Annotated in this window: 2 protein-coding genes; one reads left to right on the top strand and one right to left on the bottom strand. The window is 41.2% G+C overall.

The genetic code is table 11. The features are described 5' to 3' along the window. Window positions 1–645: 645 nt before the first annotated feature. Window positions 646–1,509: a bifunctional transcriptional activator/DNA repair enzyme AdaA gene (locus tag N480_RS17065; protein ID WP_063373657.1), complete on the bottom strand. Its 864-nt coding sequence runs from the start codon at window positions 1,507–1,509 to the stop codon at window positions 646–648. Between the two features lie 193 nt (window positions 1,510–1,702). On the opposite strand from N480_RS17065, the gene N480_RS17070 reads away from it, so the two are divergent. Continuing rightward, complete coding sequence (locus tag N480_RS17070; RefSeq protein WP_063373658.1) at window positions 1,703–2,626, top strand: DMT family transporter; 924 nt, start codon at window positions 1,703–1,705, stop codon at window positions 2,624–2,626. Window positions 2,627–3,467: the final 841 nt, after the last annotated feature.

The following is a 3,467-nucleotide window of genomic DNA, read 5'->3' on the forward strand; positions in this document are numbered from 1 at the left end:
CTTTTTTGCTTTTAAGTCCCTTGGCAGCAGCTAAACCGGCTCACTTCACCTTGCGCAAAAACGACGTTCGCTGTCGTTAACCCTTCTCACTTGGAATGCGGAGTTAGGAAAGTGAATAGTTTCACTTTCCACCGACTGAACGCGAGGCCTCTGGCCGTCAGCCGGACCATCGCCAGCAAAGGTTGCCCCGGGCAATTAGAGAAACCCGTTGCAGCAATGCGACGGGTTTTTTTGCTTTTAAGTCCCTAGGCAACAGCTAAAACAGCTCATTTCACCTTGCGCGAAAAGAATGTGAGCGCTTCGCGCTTGTCATAAACCTTTCGCACTATACTTGCGTAAAAAGAGCGCCCTTACTGCGTTCGCTGTCGTTAACTCTTTGTGCGATGCTAACCTTTTATTCCATATAATGCTTATAATGATATAAATCTATTGATAATTCGTCAGTACAACTATTAATAGACACTAGAAATGTTTACGATCAGGTCGTTATGATTCTTATTGGGTGCTTGAGCTGCTAGATGGATGTTACCTGTCCTTAAATAAAGCGAGAATTCCCTTGTGATATAATTAACGCTATACACTCATTAGATATCGAGATTGGATTTTAACTATTAGTTCGAAGCTACATATCAGCAATTCAATTTTTTAACGAGTCTGTTGCTCCATCGCTAACAACATCTTTTTTCGGTCTAACCCCCATCGGTATCCTCCTAATGCACCATCGCTGCGCAATACGCGGTGGCAGGGAATAAGTACCCCTATACGATTCTTACCGCAAGCTGTTCCAACAGCCCGTACTGCTCTGGCGCTGCCAATTTGCTCTGCAACTTCACCGTAACTCATTACATCACCTTCTTTTATACTTAGTAGGAACTTCCATACTTTAATTTGAAATGCTGTCCCTTTTAAATCTAATGGGACTTCGGGCTTTGGTGCACCATGAGATAAATAGTTGTCGAGGGCAGTTATCCAAGCATCAAGTTCTGGCGTATTCTGAGCTTTAGAATGTACCAGTGTTGCTTTAGGAAATTCTGTTGATAATAGTGAGACTAACGCAGCTTGAGTATCCCCAAACTGTACCGAACAGACGCCTTTCTCAGTTGCAGCCATGACCATTTGGCCAAGTACTGTACTGCGGCACGCATAATTGATTGTTTCACCTTGAGCACCTGCCCGATAGGCTTTTGGTGACATCCCAATGTTACGTGTTGCTTCGCCATAAATTCGGCTTATCGAGCCAAAACCAGACGAATAGATGGCATCCGTTACGCTTTCACCATCTTTTAAACTGCGTTTGAACTTTCGCATTCGTATTTCGTCCTGAAAGTGCTTTGGTGATATACCAAATAGCTCTTTAAATGAACGCTGTAATCGAGAAGGCGATAAATCGGCAATGACACCTAATTGGGCAAGCGTAAGCTTATTATCAGCATGAGCTTCAATATAACGAGCGACTTCAATAAGCTTGTTTGATTTTTCGCTGTGTTTAGTTTTAGGTGGTATAGACATAGTTCAGCTTCATAATTTGTTGCTATGAGCAGTACTTCACCATAACTGGACTCACAATAATATCTGATTCTTGCCGAGGAATAATATAAAGTGAATGGTTTCTATCTTGTATTAGGGGCAAGAATCGGATGTTCTTCTAAACCTAGCACAGCTAATCTTGTTGCACCTTACCCTTTTTAAGAATAGGCCAATCATGAACGCTACTATCAGCCATGCGATGACCGTACAGGTCTGGACAATGCTAATTTGTCTCTCTGTATTGTGGGGCGGTTCATTCTTTTTTGTGGGAGTTGCCGTTAACTCTTTCCCGGCCCTCACCATTGTGACGCTTAGAGTGGGTATTGCCGCTATTGTATTGTGGGGTATTGTAGGAATATTTGGTTTACGCCCTCCAAAGGGATTGAAAATTTGGGTAGCATTTTTGGTTATGGGCCTGCTTAATAATGTTATTCCGTTTGGATTGATAGTTTGGGGACAAACACAGATCACTTCAGGGGTTGCATCTATTTTAAATGCTGCGACACCTATATTCACCGTAATGATTGCTGGAATTTTACTGCCAGATGAAAAACCTACACCAATGAAACTGATTGGCGTTATGATTGGCTTCGTTGGGGTCGCTGTCATGATAGGCATACCAGCACTGATTGGAGAGAACAGCTTATTAGCACAACTTGCGATTATCGGTGCCACTATTTCTTACGCTTGTGCAGGTGTATATGGGAGGAGGTTTAAAGCTTTTGATATAAAGCCCTTAACCACCGCCGCCGGTCAAGTCACTGCTTCAACCATTCTATTACTGCCATTGACACTTTTTGTGGACGGAATTGTCGATGTAACCTTAATCAGTATGTCGACGTGGAGTGCCGTTATCGGGTTAGCAGTGATGTCAACGGCAATAGCGTATGTGCTTTATTTTAAAATATTGGAACTTGCTGGCGCGACTAATGTGTTACTCGTTACTTTGTTGGTACCCGTTTCAGCTATATTACTTGGCTTTCTGTTTTTAAATGAGTCTCTAGACGCCATTCATCTTTTAGGCATGGGGCTAATCGCTATCGGTCTATGTGTTATTGATGGACGTTTGTGGAATCAATTTAAAGCAAGATTAGCGTGATTTGATTCTCAATTTTAGTAGCACTAATTTATCTTTGTATAGTTTTCCTTAATAGCTACAACCGCCAAGGCGCTGTTTTTTGATTTCAATAACGTATGACCTTTTATGACGTATGTAACTATTAAATTGGAAGTTAGGTTTTAGAGTTGAAGATTTATCACAAAGCGTTCTCCTTTACCCCACAAAAAGGGGGCAGCTTATAATTAGCTACATGCTACCTAACCTTGCCCAGATTGAATCTACTCGCTTTGTTCGCATCGCCGACAAGATGACTGTAAAGCTACATTGCAGTCATTTGGCTTTTGAGCAAATAGGTTTCGTATAAGCCTGGTTTAGAGGAATCGTAATATCTGTCCGGGTAAGTCTATGGGAATGCTATCGGTATGGTTTTGTGAATATTTGCGTTAAGTCTTAAGCAGCCTCCATAAAATAGTGACTGTTAATTGGTAGAAATTAAAAAATGTCATGGCGGGAAATAGCTAACAGCAATAGAAAGTGCATTTAAGGAGCTCAAGTGAATAAAGCGCTCACTTATTAAGAAGTTCCTAAATGTAGACATTGTTCAATGTTATCCACAGGTTTTTGTGTGTAACGTGTGATTAATTCGTGCGTACTTTGAGGTTAAGTAAATAAATTAATTTATTAAGAAAAAAGCGAAAAAAACGCTTGTGCTAATCTCAAATCTCCCTATAATGCGCACCCACTGACACGGCGGGATGCAACGAAAAACGCAAAGCAACGTGAAGGTAAAGTTAAACGGAAAGCTTAATTGAAAATAAATTAAATTTTCTAGTTGACTTTAAAAGTGAAGCGGTTAATATGGCGCTCCACTTCGCAGCAA

The organism is Pseudoalteromonas luteoviolacea S2607, from assembly GCF_001625575.1.
Classification (GTDB): Bacteria; Pseudomonadota; Gammaproteobacteria; order Enterobacterales; family Alteromonadaceae; genus Pseudoalteromonas; species Pseudoalteromonas luteoviolacea_E.